Source organism: Pseudomonas sp. NBRC 111119, from assembly GCF_001320125.1.
Lineage (GTDB): Bacteria > Pseudomonadota > Gammaproteobacteria > Pseudomonadales > Pseudomonadaceae > Aquipseudomonas > Aquipseudomonas parafulva.
On the sequence record NZ_BCAV01000030.1, the window covers coordinates 104,157 to 123,183 of the forward strand.

At 62.7% G+C, this 19,027-nt stretch carries 21 protein-coding genes and 1 tRNA gene; 5 read left to right on the forward strand and 17 right to left on the reverse strand.

Features of this window, described 5'->3' with window-relative positions:
• Window positions 1-6: 6 nt before the first annotated feature.
• The 6 genes from iscA to trmJ all read right to left on the reverse strand — a co-directional run bounded on the left by iscA (window position 7) and on the right by trmJ (window position 4,270).
• Window positions 7-330 (reverse strand): iron-sulfur cluster assembly protein IscA, encoded by a 324-nt coding sequence (gene iscA, locus APH25_RS13330; protein ID WP_028631592.1) that lies wholly within the window; start codon window positions 328-330, stop codon window positions 7-9.
• 28 nt (window positions 331-358) lie between these two features.
• Entirely contained in the window at window positions 359-745 is a 387-nt protein-coding gene (iscU, locus tag APH25_RS13335; RefSeq protein WP_003248539.1) for a Fe-S cluster assembly scaffold IscU, read from the reverse strand.
• Window positions 746-791: 46 nt separating this feature from the next.
• Window positions 792-2,006, reverse strand: a complete 1,215-nt coding sequence (locus APH25_RS13340) for an IscS subfamily cysteine desulfurase (protein ID WP_060482253.1) — start codon at window positions 2,004-2,006, stop codon at window positions 792-794.
• Between the two features lie 46 nt (window positions 2,007-2,052).
• Window positions 2,053-2,544: a Fe-S cluster assembly transcriptional regulator IscR gene (gene iscR, locus APH25_RS13345; protein ID WP_028631594.1), complete on the reverse strand. Its 492-nt coding sequence runs from the start codon at window positions 2,542-2,544 to the stop codon at window positions 2,053-2,055.
• 181 nt (window positions 2,545-2,725) lie between these two features.
• Complete coding sequence (cysE, locus tag APH25_RS13350) at window positions 2,726-3,511, reverse strand: serine O-acetyltransferase (RefSeq protein ID WP_028631595.1); 786 nt, start codon at window positions 3,509-3,511, stop codon at window positions 2,726-2,728.
• Window positions 3,512-3,514: 3 nt separating this feature from the next.
• On the reverse strand, window positions 3,515-4,270 hold the full coding sequence (trmJ, locus tag APH25_RS13355) for a tRNA (cytosine(32)/uridine(32)-2'-O)-methyltransferase TrmJ (RefSeq protein ID WP_060482254.1): 756 nt from the start codon (window positions 4,268-4,270) through the stop codon (window positions 3,515-3,517).
• Between the two features lie 151 nt (window positions 4,271-4,421).
• On the opposite strand from trmJ, the gene suhB reads away from it, so the two are divergent.
• The gene (gene suhB / locus APH25_RS13360) at window positions 4,422-5,240 is read left to right on the forward strand and encodes an inositol-phosphate phosphatase (protein WP_028631597.1); all 819 of its coding nucleotides are present in this window, start codon (window positions 4,422-4,424) and stop codon (window positions 5,238-5,240) included.
• A 148-nt stretch (window positions 5,241-5,388) separates the two neighbouring features.
• Here the strand turns inward: suhB and APH25_RS13365 are convergent, their stop codons facing one another.
• The 6 genes from APH25_RS13365 to queA all read right to left on the reverse strand — a co-directional run bounded on the left by APH25_RS13365 (window position 5,389) and on the right by queA (window position 11,454).
• Window positions 5,389-5,931 (reverse strand): glycine zipper 2TM domain-containing protein, encoded by a 543-nt coding sequence (locus APH25_RS13365; RefSeq protein WP_060482267.1) that lies wholly within the window; start codon window positions 5,929-5,931, stop codon window positions 5,389-5,391.
• Between the two features lie 119 nt (window positions 5,932-6,050).
• Complete coding sequence (gene secF / locus APH25_RS13370) at window positions 6,051-6,959, reverse strand: protein translocase subunit SecF (protein ID WP_028631599.1); 909 nt, start codon at window positions 6,957-6,959, stop codon at window positions 6,051-6,053.
• Window positions 6,960-6,969: 10 nt separating this feature from the next.
• Complete coding sequence (gene secD, locus APH25_RS13375) at window positions 6,970-8,832, reverse strand: protein translocase subunit SecD (protein ID WP_060482255.1); 1,863 nt, start codon at window positions 8,830-8,832, stop codon at window positions 6,970-6,972.
• Window positions 8,833-8,896: 64 nt separating this feature from the next.
• Window positions 8,897-9,232, reverse strand: a complete 336-nt coding sequence (yajC, locus tag APH25_RS13380; RefSeq protein WP_016484964.1) for a preprotein translocase subunit YajC — start codon at window positions 9,230-9,232, stop codon at window positions 8,897-8,899.
• A 42-nt stretch (window positions 9,233-9,274) separates the two neighbouring features.
• Entirely contained in the window at window positions 9,275-10,390 is a 1,116-nt protein-coding gene (gene tgt, locus APH25_RS13385; protein WP_161629574.1) for a tRNA guanosine(34) transglycosylase Tgt, read from the reverse strand.
• A gap of 14 nt (window positions 10,391-10,404) precedes the next feature.
• Window positions 10,405-11,454: a tRNA preQ1(34) S-adenosylmethionine ribosyltransferase-isomerase QueA gene (gene queA / locus APH25_RS13390; protein WP_060482256.1), complete on the reverse strand. Its 1,050-nt coding sequence runs from the start codon at window positions 11,452-11,454 to the stop codon at window positions 10,405-10,407.
• A 105-nt stretch (window positions 11,455-11,559) separates the two neighbouring features.
• Here queA and APH25_RS13395 point away from each other — a divergent pair.
• A tRNA-Leu gene (locus APH25_RS13395) sits at window positions 11,560-11,644 on the forward strand.
• Window positions 11,645-11,918: 274 nt separating this feature from the next.
• Entirely contained in the window at window positions 11,919-12,566 is a 648-nt protein-coding gene (locus APH25_RS13400; protein WP_060482257.1) for a trypsin-like peptidase domain-containing protein, read from the forward strand.
• On the opposite strand, the gene APH25_RS13405 is transcribed toward APH25_RS13400, so the two are convergent.
• Window positions 12,567-13,622, reverse strand: coding sequence for a diguanylate cyclase (locus APH25_RS13405; protein WP_060482258.1), 1,056 nt, complete (start codon window positions 13,620-13,622; stop codon window positions 12,567-12,569). It abuts the gene before it with no gap.
• Between the two features lie 242 nt (window positions 13,623-13,864).
• Here APH25_RS13405 and APH25_RS13410 point away from each other — a divergent pair, with 242 nt between their 5' ends.
• Window positions 13,865-14,758, forward strand: a complete 894-nt coding sequence (locus APH25_RS13410; RefSeq protein ID WP_060482259.1) for a bestrophin family protein — start codon at window positions 13,865-13,867, stop codon at window positions 14,756-14,758.
• 49 nt (window positions 14,759-14,807) lie between these two features.
• Here the strand turns inward: APH25_RS13410 and phnE are convergent, their stop codons facing one another.
• From phnE to APH25_RS13430, 4 genes are read right to left on the reverse strand one after another with little or no spacing between them, the layout of a single operon-like run.
• Complete coding sequence (phnE, locus tag APH25_RS13415) at window positions 14,808-15,581, reverse strand: phosphonate ABC transporter, permease protein PhnE (protein WP_060482260.1); 774 nt, start codon at window positions 15,579-15,581, stop codon at window positions 14,808-14,810.
• Entirely contained in the window at window positions 15,578-16,405 is an 828-nt protein-coding gene (locus APH25_RS13420; RefSeq protein ID WP_060482261.1) for an ABC transporter permease, read from the reverse strand. Before APH25_RS13420 ends, phnE begins: the two co-directional genes overlap by 4 nt.
• Window positions 16,399-17,214, reverse strand: a complete 816-nt coding sequence (locus APH25_RS13425; protein WP_082428296.1) for a phosphonate ABC transporter ATP-binding protein — start codon at window positions 17,212-17,214, stop codon at window positions 16,399-16,401. Before APH25_RS13425 ends, APH25_RS13420 begins: the two co-directional genes overlap by 7 nt.
• Entirely contained in the window at window positions 17,214-18,068 is an 855-nt protein-coding gene (locus APH25_RS13430) for a putative selenate ABC transporter substrate-binding protein (RefSeq protein ID WP_060482262.1), read from the reverse strand. Before APH25_RS13430 ends, APH25_RS13425 begins: the two co-directional genes overlap by 1 nt.
• Window positions 18,069-18,178: 110 nt before the next feature.
• On the opposite strand from APH25_RS13430, the gene selD reads away from it, so the two are divergent.
• The coding region (gene selD / locus APH25_RS13435; RefSeq protein WP_060482263.1) for a selenide, water dikinase SelD at window positions 18,179-19,027 on the forward strand (849 nt) is incomplete at its 3' end.

Sequence of the window (19,027 nt, forward strand, 5' to 3'; positions counted from 1 at the left end):
CCAGCCTCAGACGTTGAAGCTTTCGCCGCAGCCACACTCACCGCGCACGTTGGGGTTGTTGAACTTGAAGCCTTCGTTCAACCCTTCCTTGACGAAGTCCAGCTCGGTACCGTCAAGGTAGACCAGGCTCTTGGGATCGATGATCACCTTGACACCGTGGTTCTCGAACACCTCGTCTTCCGCCGCCAGCTCGTCGACGAACTCCAGCACGTAGGCCAGGCCCGAGCAGCCGGTGGTGCGCACGCCCAGGCGAATGCCTTCACCCTTGCCGCGCCCTTCCAGGGAACGCCGCACGTGGTTGGCGGCGGCTTCTGTCATGCTGATAGCCATCAGAGCTCCTTACCTCGCAACAGGCGACTTAGATCAAGCCTTTTTTCTGCTTGTAATCGCGTACAGCTGCCTTGATGGCATCTTCGGCGAGTACCGAGCAGTGGATCTTGACCGGCGGCAACGCCAGTTCTTCGGCCAGCTGGGTGTTCTTGATGGTTTCGGCTTCGTCCAGGGTCTTGCCCTTCATCCACTCGGTGGCCAGGGAGCTGGAAGCGATGGCCGAACCGCAGCCGTAGGTCTTGAACTTGGCGTCTTCGATGACGCCCTGCTCGTTGACCTTGATTTGCAGACGCATCACGTCGCCACACGCAGGGGCGCCGACCATGCCGGTACCGACATCGGGGTCCTCGGCATTCATCTTGCCGACGTTGCGCGGGTTTTCGTAGTGGTCGATGACCTTTTCACTGTATGCCATGGTGCAATTCCTTCCTCATCAGGGAGCCGCTCTTGCCGGCGACTGCTTAGTGGGCGGCCCACTCGATCTTGGAGATGTCAACGCCGTCTTTGTACATATCCCACAGCGGCGACAGTTCACGCAGTTTGTTCACCGCCTCGCAGACTTTCTGCGCGGCGTAGTCCACTTCTGCCTCGGTGGTGAAGCGGCCGAAGGAGAAACGGATCGAGCTGTGCGCCAGCTCGTCGTTGCGGCCCAGCGCACGCAGTACGTACGAAGGCTCGAGCGAAGCGGATGTGCAGGCCGAACCGGACGATACGGCAATGTCCTTCAGCGACATCAGCAGCGACTCGCCTTCGACATAGTTGAAGCTCAGGTTCAGGTTGTGCGGCACACGGGCAGTCTGGCTGCCGTTGACGTACAGCTCTTCCAGGCTGGACACCTGCTTGAAGAAGCGATCGCTCAGGGCCTTGATGCGCACGTTCTCGGCGGCCATTTCCTGCTTGGCGATGGCGAAGGCTTCGCCCATGCCAACGATCTGGTGGGTTGGCAGGGTGCCCGAACGCATGCCGCGCTCGTGGCCACCGCCATGAATGGTGGCTTCGAGGCGTACCCGCGGTTTGCGGCTGACGTACAGCGCGCCGATCCCTTTGGGGCCGTACACCTTGTGCGCCGAGAACGACATCAGGTCGACCTTGAGCTTTTGCAGGTCGATTTCGACCTTGCCGGCGGACTGCGCAGCGTCGACGTGGAACAGCACACCGCGCGAGCGGGTGAGTTCGCCGATGGCGGCGATGTCGTTGATCGAGCCGACTTCGTTGTTCACGTGCATCAGCGACACCAGGATGGTGTCATCGCGCAGCACCGCCTCGACCATGGCCGGGGTGACGATGCCGTCTGCGCCTGGCTCGAGGTAGGTCACTTCAAAGCCTTCACGCTCCAGCTGGCGAGCCGTGTCCAGGACCGCCTTGTGCTCGATCTTGGAGGTGATGATGTGCTTGCCCTTGGTGTGATAGAAGTGCGCCACACCTTTGAGGGCGAGGTTGTCGGACTCGGTGGCACCGCTGGTCCAGACGATCTCGCGCGGGTCGGCATTGATCAGTTCGGCAACCTGGCGACGGCCGTGCTCGACCGCTTCTTCGGCCTTCCAGCCGAAAACGTGGGAGCGCGAGGCAGGGTTACCGAAGTTGCCGTCCGCCGTCAGGCAGTCGGCCATCTTCTGGGCCACGCGTGGGTCAACCGGCGTGGTCGCGGAGTAATCGAGGTAGATCGGCAACTTCATTTTTCTCTCCTATCAGGCGGTGGCGTCGCTCGTCGTCCCTGGGGGATCAATCGACGGCGGACGTCTCAATCTTGTCCAGCTGGGCAGACAGGCCGGCGACACGGCGCAGGTCCTGGCGCTGGGCGACTTCCTGCACCTCACGGCGCTTGACGAGGTCGGCCAGGCTGATGCCGCTGAGGAATTCGTGAATTTGCTGGCTGAGGTCGCACCACAGGTGGTGGGTCAGGCAGGTATCACCGGCGTGGCAGTCCCCGAGCCCCTGGCAACGGGTGGCATCGACCGATTCGTTGACCGCGTCGATGACCTGGGCAACCTGGATGGTTTCCATGCCCCGCGAGAGCTGGTAGCCGCCGCCCGGGCCGCGCACGCTGGATACCAGGCTGCTGCGGCGCAGCTTGGCGAACAGCTGCTCCAGATAAGAGAGGGATATGCCCTGGCGCTCGGAAATGTCCGCCAAAGACACCGGCCCATGCTGCGCGTGCAACGCCAGGTCGAGCATGGCAGTGACGGCGTATCGGCCTTTGGTAGTCAGTCGCATGGCTATTGGGTACCACGGGAGTTTCGGGATGTGTGCGAGTATGCGATTCCCGAGCATTTAAGTCAACTATTAGACCTACTGCTTTAGTCGGGTTTGCACACGGGAGGGCGGCGCGATTGTAGCAGACAGGGGGCGTTTAGCACACGCCCCCTGTCCGGGGCGTGCTTCGGGTGTGGCGCAATCAATGCGACCGAGCGTCGCGCTGGGCCAACTGGGCGGCCTCGGTGAACTCATCCTCCGGCAGCGCCGGCAGCTCCTTGGCGCAGTAATCGCTGCCCATGCGGGTCAGCGCACCACACATACCCTCCAGGCGTTCGTCCACGGCTTGCAAGTGGTCGAGCATCTGACCGATGGCACGGGCGACTGGGTCTGGCATGTCGCCGCTGACGCCATAGGCGTCGAAGCCGATCTTTTCCGCCATCGCCTTGCGCCGGGCTTCCAGCTCGGTGTCTTCGCTCTTGACGATGATTCGCCCCGGGATGCCAACCGCAGTGGCGCCAGCCGGCACCGCCTTGGTCACCACCGCATTGGAACCGATCTTGGCCCCGGCACCTACCGTGAAGGGCCCCAGCACCTTGGCCCCCGCCCCTACCACCACGCCGTTTTCCAGGGTGGGGTGGCGCTTGCCCTTGTTCCAGCTGGTACCGCCCAGGGTGACGCCTTGGTAGAGGGTGACATCGTCGCCGATCTCGGCCGTTTCACCGATGACGATGCCCATGCCATGATCGATGAAGAAACGCCGGCCAATGGTGGCGCCGGGGTGAATCTCGATGCCGGTCAGCCAGCGCCCGAAGTTGGACACCAGCCGCGCCAGCCACTTGAAGTCGCGTTTCCACAGGGCATTGCCCAGGCGGTGCAGCCAGATGGCATGCATGCCCGGGTAGCAGGTCAGCACTTCGAAGGCGTTGCGGGCAGCCGGGTCACGGTGGAAAACGCTTTGAATATCTTCACGCAGGCGTTCGAACATCTGTCAGTCCTTCCGTTTATGCGGCTCGCCACGGACCACTTTCTGGGTCTCGGTGAGGATGCCGCGCAAAATGCTCATTTCCGAACGCTCGACCGCTACCCGACCATACAGCCTGCGCAAGCGCGGCATGAGGTGCTTGGGTTTCTCCGGGTCGAGGAAGCCGATACCCACCAGGGTTTTTTCCAGGTGGTCGTAGAACAGCTCCATTTCGTCCATGGTTGCCAACTCGTTGGCATCAACCTTTTCGACCTTGCCCAGCGCGGGCTCGGCCGCCAGCCATGCCATGCGCACCTCGTAGGCAAGCACCTGCACGGCGGCGGCCAGGTTCAGCGAACTGAAGCCGGGGTTGGAGGGAATGTGCACGTGGAAGTGACATCGCTGCAGTTCTTCGTTGGTCAGCCCGGCGTGTTCACGCCCGAATACCAGGGCGACCTCCTCACCGGTGCCAGCGTGCTCCACGGCCTTGGCGCCGCAGTCACGGGGGCCGATCAGCGGCCAGGGGATACTGCGCTCACGGGCACTGGTACCCATGACCAGGTTGCAGCCAACTAACGCCTGTTCGAGGCTGTCGACCACTACGGCGGCGCCCAGCACATCGTCGGCACCGGACGCGCGGGCACTGGCGTCCGCTGCCGGGAATTCCTTGGGCTGCACCAGCACCAGGCGCGTCAGGCCCATGTTTTTCATGGCACGCGCAGCGCCGCCGATGTTGCCGGGGTGGCTGGTATTGACCAGAACAACACGAATATTTTGCAGCAAGGTGTTGTGCTCACAGATGCAGAAATCAGGGCCATCGATCTTACAGAACCGACGGGCGTAACGCCAAGGAAGCGCATGTGACCCTTTTGCCGTCAAAGTTTTCTGCTAGAATGATCGGCTTTCTTCTTTAACATCTCCAGGTGACCCGCCCATGCAGCCTATGCTGAATATCGCCCTGCGCGCCGCTCGCAGCGCCAGTGAACTGATTTTCCGCTCCATCGAACGCCTGGATAGCATCAAGGTCGATGAGAAAGAGGCCAAGGACTACGTTTCCGAAGTCGATCGCGCTGCCGAGCAAAGCATCGTCAATGCCCTGCGCAAGGCCTACCCGAACCACTCCATCCAGGGCGAGGAAACCGGGCTGCACGCCGGCTCCGGCGAGGAAGGCAAGGACTACCTGTGGGTCATCGACCCGCTGGACGGCACCACCAACTTCCTGCGCGGCATCCCGCACTTTGCCGTCAGCATCGCCTGCAAATACCGCGGCCGCCTGGAGCATGCCGTCATCGTCGACCCGGTTCGCCAGGAAGAATTCACCGCCAGCCGCGGCCGTGGCGCCCAGCTCAATGGCCGTCGCCTGCGGGTCAGCTCGCGCACCAGCCTTGATGGCGCCCTGCTGGGTACCGGTTTCCCGTTCCGTGACAGCCAAATGGCCGACCTGGACAACTACCTGGGTATGTTCCGCGCCCTCACCGGCCAAACTGCCGGCATCCGCCGCGCCGGCTCTGCCAGCCTGGACCTGGCCTACGTGGCCGCCGGCCGCTTCGATGCCTTCTGGGAATCGGGCCTGTCGGAATGGGACATGGCAGCAGGCGTGCTGCTGGTGCAGGAAGCTGGCGGCCTGGTGAGCGACTTCAACGGGGGCCACGACTTCCTCGAAAAAGGTCACATCGTTGCCGGCAACATCAAGTGCTTCAAGGCAGTACTGACGGCTATCCAGCCGCACCTGCCAGAGAGCATGAAGCGCTAAGCGCAGATCGCCGAAATGCAAAAAGCACCCCTCGGGGTGCTTTTTTGTGCCTGATGCCTTTGTGGAGCCTGAACCTGCCTATTCGCTAATAAACGCCCTCTAGCAGGAGTGGGTTTACCCACGAAGAGGCCAGCTCACGCCACATCAATCACTGGCCAGCATCACTCAAAATCAACTTGCCGTTCTTGTCCAACGGAATGGTCGAGCCGGGCTCGCGGTCCATCTTCACATGGCCGACCTGGTCGCCGATGGTGTACTTCACGTTATACCCCACCACCTTCTCACTGATGTCATTGACCGTGTTGCAGCGGGTTTGCGTGGTGGTGTAGGTGTCACGCTGCTGCATGCCTTCCTGCACCTTGTTGCCGGCGTAACCGCCACCTACCGCACCGGCCACCGTCGCGATCTTCTTGCCGGTGCCGCCACCGATCTGGTTACCCAACAGGCCACCGGCCAGCGCACCCACCACAGTACCTGCAATCTGGTGCTGGTCTTTCACCGGGGCCTGACGGGTGACGGTAACGTCCTTGCACACTTCGCGCGGCGTCTTGACCTGCTGCTTGATCGGCTGCACGTCAGTGACCTGGGCATATTCAGGCCCTTTGTTCACCAAGCTGTAGGTCGCCACAGCACCTCCGGCGGTAACACCGACAGCACCCAGAACCGCACCCACCAGCATTGATTTATTCACGTGAACCTCCTGATCGTACATACGGGGCTGTGCCCGCCTTCTCCCTGCCTTGGAGCAAAAAAAAGGGCGCGAGTTCAATACTTGCGCCCTTTTGCCTGCCCAACGGAAGGAAGATTCCGTTACGGGCGGTCGTCCACGCCCTCGGCCTTGGCCGGCGGGATCAGGTCTTCGCTGTTCAGGTTCAGCCAGATCAACACCACGTTGGCGATGTAGATCGACGAGTAGGTACCCGCCATCACACCAATGAACAGCGCCAACGAGAAGCCGAACAGGTTGTCGCCGCCGAAGAACAGCAGCGCAGCGATGGCCAGCAAGGTAGACACCGACGTGGCGATGGTACGCAGCAGGGTCTGGGTGGTGGACACGTTGATGTTCTCGATCAACGACGCCTTGCGCATCACCCGGAAGTTTTCACGTACCCGGTCGAATACCACGATGGTGTCGTTCAGCGAGTAACCGATGATCGCCAGCACGGCCGCCAGCACGGTCAGGTCGAAGGTGATCTGGAAGAACGACAGAATACCCAGGGTGACCACCACGTCGTGGATCAGCGAAATGATCGCACCCACGGCGAACTTCCACTGGAAGCGGAACGCCAGGTAGATGAGGATGCCGCCCAACGCCAGCAGCATGCCCATGCCACCCTGGTCGCGCAGCTCTTCACCCACTTGCGGCCCCACGAACTCGACGCGCTTGAGCGTGGCCGGGTTGTCCCCGCCCGCCTTCTGCAGCGCGGCAGCCACCTTGTTGCCCAATTGTGGGTCATCACCCGGCATGCGCACCAGCAGGTCGGTGGTGGCACCAAAGCTCTGCACGATGGCTTCATGGAAGCCAGAATCGTTCAGCTCGGCGCGCACCGCCTTCAGGTCAGCCGGGCGCTCGTAGGTCAGCTCGATCAGCGTACCGCCGGTGAAGTCCAGGCCGAAGTTAAGGCCTTTCTGCCACCAGCTGACCAATGCCAGCACGGTGAGGAGTACGGTAATGGCGAACGCGACATTGCGCACGCCCATGAAATTGATGGTTTTCATCGCAGCTCCCTCATACCCACAGCTTCTTGATGTCACGCCCGCCGCAGGTCAGGTTGACCATTGCACGGGTCACCATGACGGCGGTGAACATCGAGGTGAAAATCCCGAGGGACATGGTGACCGCAAAGCCCTTGACCGGGCCGGTACCCATGGCGAACAGGATGCCGCCCACCAGCAGGCTGGTCAGGTTGGCGTCGATGATCGCGGTATAGGCGCGGTTGAAACCTTCGTGAATGGCGCGCTGCACCGACATGCCGGCTTTGAGCTCTTCGCGGATACGCGAGAAGATCAACACGTTGGCGTCCACCGCCATACCCATGGTCAACACGATACCGGCGATACCCGGCAGGGTCAGCGTGGCGCCCAGCAGCGACATCAACGCCAGCAGCAACACCATGTTGCCCGCCAAGGCGATGGTGGCGATCACGCCGAAGCCGCGGTAGATGGCGATGATGAACAGCGAGACGAACAACATGCCCCACAGCGACGCGTCGATGCCCTTGGTGATGTTGTCGGCACCCAGGCTTGGGCCAATGGTACGTTCTTCAGCGAAGTACATCGGCGCCGCCAGACCACCGGCGCGCAGCAGCAGTGCCAGTTCCGACGACTCACCCTGGCCGTTGAGGCCGGTGATGCGGAACTGGCTGCCCAGCGGCGACTGGATGGTCGCCAGGCTGATGATCTTTTTCTCTTCCTGGAAGCTCTGCACCGCGACGTCTTTCTCGACGCCATCGACAGTTTGCTTGACGTAGCGGGTGATCGGTTTCTGCTCGATGAAGATCACCGCCATGCTGCGGCCCACGTTGCTACGCGTGGCGCGGCTCATCAGCTCGCCACCGTGGCCATCCAGGCGAATGTTCACCTGTGGGCGGCCGTGCTCGTCGAAGCTGGCCTGGGCATCGGTCACCTGGTCGCCGGTGATGATCAAGCCACGCTCGACAGGGGCAGAACGGCCACCTTCACGGAACTCGAACACCTCGGTGGTGGCCTTGGAAGCGCCTGGCTCGGCACCGAAGCGGAACTCCAGGTTGGCGGTTTTACCCAGGATACGCTTGGCTTCGGCAGTGTCCTGCACACCCGGCAGCTCGACCACGATACGGTTGGCGCCCTGGCGCTGTACCAGCGGCTCGGCGACACCCAGTTCGTTGACCCGGTTACGCACGGTGGTGAGGTTCTGCTTGATGGAGTATTCGCGGATTTCGGCGACCTTGGCCTGGGTAAGCGCCAGGCGCAGCACAGCGAGGTCGTTACGCTCGGTGGTGGTCAGGTCGAAATCGCTGAAATTCTTGCGTACCAGGGCACGTGCCTGTTCGCGGGTCGCGTCGTCGGAGAAGCCCAACATGATGCCGCCATCCTGCTGCGGCAGGCTGCGGTAGCGTATGCGCTCCTTACGCAGCAAGGTCTTGACCTCGCCTTCGTAGACTTTCATGCGGGCGCTCATGGCCTTGTCCATGTCCACTTCCAGCAGGAAGTGCACACCACCGGACAGGTCCAGGCCCAGCTTCATCGGGCTGGCACCCAGGTTGCGCAGCCACGTCGGCGTGGTCTGGGCCAGGTTCAGGGCCACGACGTAGTCATCGCCCAGCGCCTTGCGCACTACATCCTTGGCTGGCAGCTGGTCTTCCTGGTTGGTCAGACGGATCAGGCCACTGCCCTTCTCACCCAGGCTGGTGCCTTTTACGGTGATATTGGCATCGACCAGCGCTTTGCTGACGCGATCGAGGTCGGCCTGACTGACCTGCAGCGCCGAGCTGGCACCACTGATCTGTACAGCCGGATCATCCGGGTAGAGGTTGGGAGCGGAATAAATAAAACCGATCGCCAGTACCACCAGGATCAGTGCGTATTTCCACAGAGGGTATTTGTTCAGCATCACGCCGCCCGTTCAAGACGCGGGGCGCGTTGCGCGCCCCGACTGGAAAAATGAAACCGGTAACTCAGATAGCCTTGAGCGTACCTTTTGGCAGGGTGGCCGCAATGGCACCCTTCTGGAACTTCAGTTCGACAGTGTCGGACACTTCCAGCACCACGAAATCATCGGACACCTTGACGATCTTGCCGGCGATACCGCCGTTGGTGACAACTTCGTCACCTTTTTGCAAGTTGCCCAGCAGGTTCTTCTGCTCTTTGGCACGCTTGGCCTGCGGGCGCCAGATCATCAGGTAGAAGATGACCAGGAAGCCGACCAGGAAGATCCACTCGAAACCGGTGCCGGCAGGGCCAGCGGCAGGTGCAGCAGCGTCCGCGTACGCGGCGGGGATGAAGAAGCTCATTGGGCACTCCTAATGCAATGTTCTAATAATGGATGCAAACAGTCAGTCCAAGGGCGGCACAGGCAGCCCGCGCTTGGCGTAGAAGGCGTCGACAAAGGCGGCCAATTTACCCTGTTGAATAGCCTCGCGTAAACCGGCCATCAAGCGCTGGTAATGGCGCAAGTTGTGGATGGTATTCAGCATGCTGCTCAGCATTTCGCCGCACTTGTCCAAGTGGTGCAGATACGCGCGGGAGAAGTTGCTGCAGGTGTAGCAATCACAGGTCGGGTCCAGCGGCGATTCATCATGACGATGGAACGCGTTGCGGATCTTGATCACCCCTGTATCGACAAACAGATGGCCGTTACGTGCGTTACGCGTTGGCATCACGCAGTCGAACATGTCGACGCCGCGGCGCACACCCTCAACGAGATCTTCCGGTTTGCCTACCCCCATAAGGTAACGAGGTTTGTCAGCAGGCATCTGGCCTGGCAGGTAATCCAGCACCTTGATCATCTCGTGCTTGGGTTCGCCCACCGACAGGCCACCAATGGCCAGGCCGTCGAAACCAATGTTCTCCAGGCCTTCCAGCGAGCGCATGCGCAGGTCCTGGTACATGCCGCCCTGGACGATGCCGAACAGCGCCGCCGTGTTGTCGGCGTGGGCATTCTTCGAACGCTGGGCCCAGCGCAGCGACAGCTCCATGGAGGTACGGGCAATGTCGTGCTCGGCCGGGTACGGGGTGCACTCGTCGAAGATCATCACCACGTCAGAGCCCAGGTCACGCTGCACCTGCATGGATTCTTCAGGGCCCATGAACACTTTGGAGCCGTCCACCGGCGAGGCGAAGGTCACGCCCTCTTCCTTGATCTTGCGCATGGCCCCCAGGCTGAACACCTGGAAACCACCGGAATCGGTAAGAATCGGGCCTTTCCACTGCATGAAGTCGTGCAGGCCGTTGTGCTTCTTGATCACCTCGGTGCCCGGGCGCAGCCACAGGTGGAAGGTGTTGCCCAGGATCATCTCGGCGCCGATCGCCTCAATGTCGCGGGGCAGCATGCCCTTGACCGTGCCATAGGTGCCCACCGGCATGAACGCCGGGGTTTCGACGGTGCCACGGGGGAAGGTGATGCGGCCCCGACGGGCCTTGCCGTCGGTGGCCAGCAGTTCGAAGGACATTCGACAGGTGCGACTCATGCTTGATCCTCGGGCCCGCGTGGCGCCGGATTGCGGGTGATGAACATGGCATCACCGTAACTGAAGAAGCGGTACCCCTGCTCGACCGCCGCCGCGTAGGCAGCCATGGTCTGGGGGTAGCCGGCAAAGGCCGAGACCAGCATCAGCAACGTGGACTCGGGCAGGTGGAAATTGGTGACCAGGGCGTCTACCACATGGAACGGGCGGCCCGGGTAGATAAAGATGTCGGTGTCGCCGCTGAACGGCTTGAGCACGCCATCACGGGCTGCGCTTTCCAGCGAGCGCACGCTGGTTGTACCGACTGCGATTACCCGCCCGCCACGGGCGCGGCACGCCTCGATGGCATCGACCACATCCTGGCTCACTTCGAGCCACTCTTTATGCATGTGGTGGTCTTCGATGTTGTCCACCCGTACCGGCTGGAAGGTGCCGGCCCCTACGTGCAGGGTGACGAAGGCACGCTCTACGCCCATGGCGGCAATTTGCGCCAGCAGGGCCTCATCGAAGTGCAAGCCTGCAGTGGGCGCGGCAACGGCGCCGGCGCGCTCGGCATAGACGGTCTGGTAGCGCTCACGGTCCGCGCCTTCGTCGGGGCGGTCGATGTAGGGCGGCAGGGGCATGTGGCCGACCCGGTCGAGCAGCGGCAGCACTTCTTCAGTGAAGCGCAGCTCGAACAACGTGTCGTGGCGGGCGACCATCTCGGCTTCACCGCCGCCTTCCAGCAAAATGACCGTACCCACTTTGGGCGCTTTGCTGGCGCGCACATGGGCCAGCACACGGTGGCTGTCCAGCACCCGCTCCACCAGCATTTCGAGCTTGCCGCCCGACGCCTTCTGGCCGAACAGCCGTGCCGGAATGACCCGTGTGTTGTTGAACACCATCAGGTCGCCGGGGCGCAGGTATTCGAGCAGGTCGGGAAATTGCCGGTGCGCAAGCGCGCCGGTTGGCCCATCGAGTACCAGCAGACGGCTGCCATGGCGCTCGGCCAGCGGGTGGCGGGCGATCAGGGAATCAGGGAGTTCGAAGGAGAAATCGGCGACGCGCATGATGATGTTCGGTTCGGCAGGGCCGGGAAGTTTAGCCCAATGTGTGAAAATTGACCATGAAAGCCGATTGACCGACCAGCGGCACCTCTCTATACTGCGCGCCACGCCCTGATGGCGGAATTGGTAGACGCGGCGGATTCAAAATCCGTTTTCGAAAGGAGTGGGAGTTCGAGTCTCCCTCGGGGCACCAAAATCCGGAAAAAACCGACCTAGTGGTCGGTTTTTTTTTGCCCGCTCCACAGCCAGCCCCCTGCGCGGCCTCTGGCGCCAGGCTATTGATTTTCCCCCCGCACAACCATGCAGGAAGCCTATTGGCCAGTGGCCACACTAGTCCATAAGCTTACATTCGTCGGATATATGCCGAATGTATTGCTTCAGTAATGGCATTTAGCCATATTGCGGCACCCTTCCCTCTCACTTCCGTGTGAACCATGAAGACAATCGCGCCCTGCATGGCGGCAATGATGCTGCTCAGTGGGTGCAATGGAATGCCTACGTCCTACGTTTCAGACCCTGTCTACAGCCAAGCCTTCGTGGTCACCTCCGGTGCGCCGCTGCCCATGCTGCTGATGGCCAGCGCCATACAGTGGAACGACGATTACGCCGTCACTGCCAAGCACACCCCCTTCCTGCGCAACGTGGTGCACGAGGGCCTGGGGGATGTGGTGTTCTTCAAGCACAAAGCCAGCGCAGTGCCGCATTGGCGCCAGTACGTGCCAGGCGAAGCCGTTACGGCAGTGGGTTTCAACAGCCTGATGATGCCGGTGCAAGGCAAGGGCCATGCGCTTTCGTCGCTGGTGCGCCTGGATGGCACGCCCGGCAGCGTGTTTTATTCGGTGCATGATGGCCCGATCACCAAAGGTATGTCTGGCGGGCCAGTGTTCGCCGATGACGGCAATGTGGTTGGCATCAACGTCGCGATCATCCCCACCCGCGAGATCGACGCGGCCAAGCGGCCGGACCTGGCCGGCAAGGACCGGGTCAGCGTGTTCATGTCGTTCAGCGAAATCGACAAGGAATGGCGCCGCTACCAGTACCTGCTGGCACACAAGGCCAAGCCCGGGGCACCGCGGTCGGTGAAAGGCTACGTGGCCGTCGCGGCCAAGTCCTGATCAGGCCGGCTGCGGGGTGGCGGGCGCCAACATGATGCAGTTGCGCCCGGCATGCTTGGCGCCGTACAGGGCCATGTCCGCCGCATGCAGCCAGGCTTCGGCATTGTCCATATGCGGCTCATACGGTGCCACGCCAATGCTCAGGCTCAACGCCAGCTCTGGCAGCGCCGGGTCGCGGAAGGCTTCCACCGCCAGGCGCAGGCGCTCCAGCACTTCACGCGCCTGGGCGGCAGTGGTTTCGGGCAGCATCACGCAGAACTCATCACCGCCATAGCGCGCTGCCGGGTCGCGCTTGCGCAGGTGCAGCGACAGGGTGGCACTGATGACCCGCAGGATCTTGTCGCCAACCAGGTGGCCGTAACGGTCATTGACCTGCTTGAAATGGTCGACATCGATCAGCGCCAGGCAATTGCCGCCGCCCCCGGCCTGGCAACGCTCGAATTCGCTCAGCAGCAATGCCTTCCACGCACCATGGTTGCTCAAGCCGGTCAGCGCATCGGTCTGGCTGAGGCGGGCCAGGGCGCGCTTATGCTTGCCAAGCTGAACGGTCACCTGATAACAGATCAGGCCAATGGCCATGGGGTAGATCAGCAGTATTGGCAGGCACGCCAGCATCTGCGCCTGGGTGGTGGCTGGGAACAGTGGCGGCTCATACAGCCACAGCCCCAACGCGATGCCGGCTGCCTGGGCTGCCAAGGTTTTGAACAGCATGTGCCAGCCGCCTGCAGCGATCTTGTCCATGGCGATCATCGACAGGATGATGACGCTGGGCAGTGGGTTGAGCCCCATCACGCCCGCCCAGCAGCCGCCGGCAAAGCCATCGAAGACCAGGTTGCGTTGCTCGGTGCGGAACGGTTCGCCGGAGCGGCGGGCAAGCTGATAGGCCAGGTGCGGCCAGACAAAGCCGTGGGCAAACAGCAGTGCCCACACCCAGCCGGCAGGCTGCAGGGGGAAAATCCCGATCAGTACACAAAAAAAGCCGAGACCGGTACCGATGGCGCGGGGGGCATACATGCGTCTGGCGAAAGAAAGGCCTTTGCCTGTGCGCTGGTTCATGGCGGGGTACCGAAGGAATGCTGCCCTGAAGATGCATCGGACGGGCCACGCAGCGTGGGCATGGGCAGCCATTCGATACAAGGCATTGTGCCACTATCGAGCCGAGGCGGGCAAACCTGTTGGACGAAATGCGACGCAGGTGTGAGGGTGTGGCGCGAACATGGTTTGCAACACCAAGCCTGCGAACCTTCGCCACTGCCCGACGTCCCATCCAGCACACTGAAACGTTTGAGGTGCGCCATTTGAAAGACGTCATCATTCGCAAGTATCGCCTGGCAGTGAAGACCATTGGCTACATCGGCTGGTCACTGTTCTGGCTGCTGATCTGGGACGTGCTGGTCACCATTGATTTCATGCTGTTCTTCAACAGCAAGTTCACCTTGCCGCTGATCCCGCTGACCCTGCTAGGCTCGGCCCTGGTGGTACTGGTGAGCTTTCGCAACAGCAGCGCCTACAACCGCTGGTGGGAGGCACGGACATTGTGGGGCGCCCTGGTGAACAGCTCGCGTAGCTTCGCCCGGCAGACGCTGACCTTGATCGATGACCCCGAAGACGGCCTCAACCCGGTCAAGGCTACCCTGCTGCGCCGGCATATTGCCTATGTGAATTGCCTGGCGGCCCAGCTGAGGGGCGAAAAATGCGCGGACGAACTGGGCGCATTCATCCCCGAGGCGGAGTTCGAGCGGCGCACGCGCTCCAACAACTTCGCCAACGACATCGTCAGTGGCTCCGCTGCCCTGCTGGCACGTGAATACCAGGCTGGGCGCCTGGACAGCATTCGCCTGGCGCGCCTGGAGTCGACACTGGTGGACTTGTCCAATGCCCAGGGCGGCATGGAACGTATCGCCAATACGCCCCTGCCCTACCCCTACGTGTACTTTCCACGGCTGTTCATTACCCTGTTCTGCCTGATTGTGCCGGTGGGGTTGGTAGAGTCGCTGGAATGGTTCACGCCGCTGGCGTCTACTGTGGTGGGCTTCATGCTGCTGGCCATCGAGCGCATCGGCACCGACCTGCAGAGCCCGTTCCGCTTCAGCGAGCATCAGATCCAGATGGACACCATCTGCGAGACCATCGAGCGGAACCTGGAGTCGATGCAGCGCGGCGCGCAGTCCGCTGAGGCAGTGACTGCCTGATACTCTTTGCACAACCGGGGTGGCGCAGGGCGAGCAGGGCAACCCCCACTCACCTGCCGCCACGCACATAACGCTGGCGCAACACATCGCTCAAGGCATCCACCAGAAACACCAGCACCAGCATGCCCAGGATCACCGTGCTGGCCTGCGCCTCCTGGAACAGGCTGAGGGTGGTGTACAGCATCTGCCCCAACCCGCCCGCCCCAACGAACCCCAGCACGCTGGCCATGCGGATGTTGTTTTCCCAGCGGTACAGGCTGTATGCCAGCAGCTGCGGCCACAGGTTGGGCAAGGTGCCGAAGCAGAACGCAGCCACCTGGCTACCCCCCTGCAGCCGGATAGCCGCCGCGGGTTCCGGGGGGGCGTTTTCCAGCGCCTCGGCAAACAGCCGGCCCAACACCCCCGCCGTGTGCAGGGCCAAGGCCAGGGTACCGGCGTTGGGGCCTAGCCCTGCAGCCAGCACCGTCAGCGCCGCCCACACCAATTCCGGGATGGCACGCAAAGCATTGAGCAGCAGCCGCGCCACCGCCTGCAACGGCCACCCGAAGCGGCCGGCTGCAGGCAGGGCCAGCAGAAGCCCCAGCACCACCGCCAGCAACGTGCCCATGCCCGACATGGCCAAGGTTTCCAGCGCACCGTAGGCAACCGCCCCCACGTGCCCGGCGGACAGGTCCGGGTACAGGAAACGCCCGGCGTACTCGCCCATCTGCCCCAGGCCGCCGTTACCTACCAGCGCCTGGAAATCCAAGCCGAGGTAGGCGAAAGACGCGACCACCGCCGCCAAAATCGCCGCGACCAGCCCCAGGTTGATCAGCCGGTTCATGTCAGCCTCCAGCGCAACAGGCGGCTGAAACCGTCGGCCAACATGACCAGTACCAGGAATGTCAGCAGCATGCTCGCCACCTCGGCGCCAGCGAACATCCGCATCGACAGGTCGATCTGCTGGCCCAGGCCCCCTGCCCCCACAAAGCCCATCACCACTGAAGCGCGGATAGCGCATTCCCAACGGTAAACGGTATACGACACCACCTCAGCGGCCGCATTGGGCAGGATGCCGTAGAAAAACGCGCTCAGCCGCCCCGCACCCGCATGCAGCAGCGCGTGGGCCGGCCGCTGATCCACCGATTCGAAAATCTCGGCATAGACCTTGCCCAGCATGCCGCTGTAGGTAATAGCGATAGCCAGCACCCCCGCTGTCGGCCCCAACCCCACTGCCCTTACGAACAACAGCGCCCAGACAATTTCCGGCACGCTGCGCAGAAAGATCAGTACTCCACGCACCGGCATGCGCACCCACCGCGACCACCCGGCCCTGCACCCATTGCTGGAAGCGGCACGCAACGACAGTGCCCGGCTGGCCAGTAACGCTGCCGGTGCTGCAAGCAACAGTGCCATGGCCATACCGGCAGTGGCGACAGCCAAGGTCTGCAGGGTGGCGTCCAGCAGCAGTGCCATGAACTGCGCATCATGGGTGGGCGGCCAGAACGCAGCCGTAAAGCTGGCGATCTGCTGACGGTTTTCCGCCTGCAGCAGCACGCTGGGGTTGAGTTCACTCAGCTGGATGCCGGGCCACAGCACCACCACTGCCAGCAAGCCAAGCAGCAAACGCGGCAGCAATGCAGGGTCGCGCGCATCAGCCTTCAACATCGAGGCATCTGCACAGAAAAGGGTGCTGGCTGGTCAGGCGCCGGCGCCAAGTGCTCGTTGGCGTACAAGTCATTGAGCAGTTGTTCGCTGACCGCTTCGGCCGGGCAGTCGAACAGCACGTGGCCATCGCGGATGCCAATCACCCGCGGGAAGTGCGCCAGTGCAAGTTCCACGGCATGCAGGCTCGCCACCAGCGTCACGCCGTTGGCCTGGGCATGGCGGTTGAGCAAGGCCAGGCTGTGGTCGGCCAGCATCGGGTCCATCGCCGACACCGGTTCATCGGCCAGCAGCAGCCGGGGTTGCTGGTACAGGGCGCGGGCAATGCCTACCCGCTGCAACTGCCCGCCTGACAATTGCCCGCACTGCACGAACAGTTTGTCAGCCAGGCCCAGTTCGGCCAGCACCCGGCGTGCACCGGGGATATCACTGGGGTACAGCAGGTTGAACAAACCCCGCAGCACGCCCCATTGACCGAGGCGACCGGCGAGTACGGCCGTGACCACGCGCTGGCGAGGTGGCAGCGGCGGCGCCTGGTGCACCAAACCCACCTGGGCGCGCAGGCGTTGGCGCGCCCTGGCAGACAGCGCCCAAGGCTGCTCGCCGAGCACGTGCAGGCTACCGCTGCTGGGCGGCACCGCAGAGGCCATCAGGTGCAGCAAGCTGGACTTGCCGGCACCCGAGGGGCCAATGATGGCCACCCGCTCACCTTGCCGGATTGCCAGGCTTACGCCGTCCAGCGCCCGCACTGCGGCGTGCCGCAAGCCGGCGCCGTGCAGTTGCACTGCCAGCGCCGAAGTCGTAGCCGCCATCACTTGAGCAGGCCGGCCTCGCGGGCAGCCTGTTCAGTGCCCTGGTAGTTTTCAGGTTTGGTCTCGATGAAGCGGCTGGCGGCCTGCAGGTCCAGAATGGCCTTCTGCTCGGGGTTGGCCGGGTCCAGGTCGAGGAAGGCCTGCTTGATCTTCTGCTTGAGCGCAGGGTCCATGTTGCCGCGCACCGTCCAGTTGTAGTCGAAGTAGGTCGGCGTGGTAGCGAACACACGGACCTTGCTGGTATCCACCTTGCCGGCATCCACCAGCTTCTGCCACACGCTGGCGTTCAGCACGCCGCCGTCCACCTTGCCCGCCTGCACCCAGGCCACGGTGGCGTCGTGGGCACCGGAATAGGCCACCCGGCTGAAGTAGCCCTCGGGCTTGATGTTGTCCTGCTTGAGCATGAAGTAGCGCGGCATCAGGCTGCCGGAGGTGGAGGAAATGGAGCCGAAGGCAAAGGATTTGCCCTTGAGGTCGGCCAGGCTCTTCACGTCAGGGTTGGCAGTGATGAACTTGGACGTGAACTGGGCATCCTGCTCACGCTGCACCAGCGGGGTGGCGGTCGGGTCCTTGAGGTATACCTGGACAAAGGTGAAACCGCCCAGCCAGGCGAGGTCCAGCCGGCCGGATGCCAGCGACTCGACAACGGCCGGGTAGTCGGCCACGGGGACGAACTTCACGTCCATGCCCAACTGCTTGCCCAGGTACTCGCCCAACGGCTTGAACTTGCGCTGCAGTTCGGTTGGCGCTTCATCCGGGATGGCGCTGACGCGCAGGGTTTCCGCCGCCTGGGCGACAACAGTGCAGCAGGACAGCACAAGGCCGGCGGCGAGCGCCAGGGGACGTTTGAGCATGGGTATTCTCCAGTTGAGGGGCGAGCGGCCGCCCAACGGATTATAAGAGGCCCGGGCTCAAAGGCCAGCTTTGCTACAATCGCGCCATACTTTGAGCTGCCGAGGTGCACATGAGCGAGCCAATTCGCCTGACCCAGTACAGCCATGGCGCCGGCTGTGGCTGCAAGATTTCCCCCAAGGTGCTGGACGTGATCCTTGCCGAAAGCGGCGCCCAGGCGCTGGACCCCAAGCTGTGGGTGGGCAATGCCTCGCGCGACGATGCGGCGGTGTACGCGCTGGACGATGAGCGTGGCGTGGTGTCGACCACCGACTTCTTCATGCCGATCGTCGATGACCCGTACGATTTCGGGCGCATTGCAGCCACCAACGCCATCAGCGATATCTACGCCATGGGCGGCGACCCGTTGATGGCCATCGCCATTCTTGGCTGGCCAGTCAACGTGCTGCCGCCAGAAGTCGCCCGCGAAGTCATTCGCGGGGGCCGTGCAGTGTGTACCGAAGCGGGCATTCCATTGGCCGGCGGGCACTCCATCGACGCGCCCGAGCCCATTTTCGGCCTGGCCGTCACCGGCGTGGTCAGCAAGCGCCACCTCAAGCGCAACGACACCGCCACGGCAGGTTGCCGCCTGTACCTGACCAAACCGCTGGGCATCGGCATCCTCACCACCGCCGAGAAAAAAGCCAAGCTGCGCGATCAGGACCGGGGCCTGGCCCGTGACTGGATGTGTACCCTCAACACCCCCGGCAGCCGTTTCGGCAAGCTCGACGGCGTGAAGGCCATGACCGACGTCACCGGGTTCGGCCTGCTTGGCCACCTGGTTGAGCTGGCAGAAGGCAGCGGCCTCACGGCGCACCTGGACTACGCCGCTGTTCCACGCCTGCCTGGCGTAGAACACTACCTGGCCGAAGGCTGCATCCCGGGCGGCACCCTGCGCAACTTCGAAAGCTATGGGCACAAG